Here is a 1007-nt window from a genome sequence, read left to right as displayed (position 1 = left end):
ACCAATGGCAGTGCGTTTGGCAGCCACAATCACAGATTGATGCATAGAAAACTCCCTAAAAATTTGATGGGAATGACACTAATTTTTAAGGGGGGTTTTGGCAAGAGAAAGAGCAGATCAATTCTCAAACCTCTAACTGGAAGACTTTCGCCAAACTTTGACGTTGCAAATGCTGAAACACAGGCTTCGTGGCCTGTACCATTTGGGCAATTTGCCACCCTATAGAGGGCTTAGCCTCATACCCCATAGCCTGCAAAAAATAGAGAAGATCTTCCGTCGCCACGTTGCCGCTGGCTCCCTTGGCATAAGGACAACCACCCAAACCACCCGCCGAGGCATCAAAATGCCGCACATCCCAACGCAGCGATTCTGCCACATTGGCAATGGCCATGCCGTAGGTATCGTGAAAATGCATCGCCAAGTCGACTTTGTGATTTTGCACCATCGGCTGCAAGAGAGCCATGAGCGCTGCTACAGACTGGGGTGTGGCTTTGCCGATCGTATCGCCGATTGAGATTTCGCTCACACCCAAATCTAAAAATCGTTGCAACACGATTTGAGTTTTCTCTGGTGAGATCACACCGTCATACGGACAAACAAACGCCGTCGAAATGTATCCACGCACTTCAATGGAATTCTTTTGAGCAAGTTTCAAAACCGGCACAAAGCGTGCAAAAGATTCGGCAATCGAACAATTGATATTTTTTTGTGTAAACGTTTCACTGGCCGCTGTGAAAATGGCAACTCGCTTGACTCCCGCAGCTACCGCCTGCTGCATGCCCTGCTCGTTCGGCACCAAACAGGTGAGCTTGATTTGTGGTTGCAAATCTTTGACAAGCGCAAACACTTTATCCGAATCCACCATCTGTGGCACCCACTTGGGACTCACAAAAGCACCCACTTCAATCTCATCTACGCCAGATTTCGCGAGCTCACGAATCCACGCCGCACGATCTGCAACTGACAAAATGTTCTTTTCGTTTTGCAGACCATCTCGTGGCCCAACT

1 protein-coding gene is annotated in these 1007 nt (G+C 48.6%); it reads right to left on the bottom strand.

Translation table 11 applies throughout. From position 1 onward, the window contains the following. Positions 1 to 124: 124 nt before the first annotated feature. Positions 125 to 1007: hydroxymethylglutaryl-CoA lyase (locus FJZ26_06340; protein ID MBM3230025.1), on the bottom strand; the 883-nt coding region annotated here is incomplete at its 5' end.

This window comes from Candidatus Parvarchaeota archaeon, assembly GCA_016866895.1.
Taxonomy (GTDB): Archaea; Micrarchaeota; Micrarchaeia; order Anstonellales; family VGKX01; genus VGKX01.
This window is presented reverse-complemented; position numbering and strand designations above follow the sequence as displayed.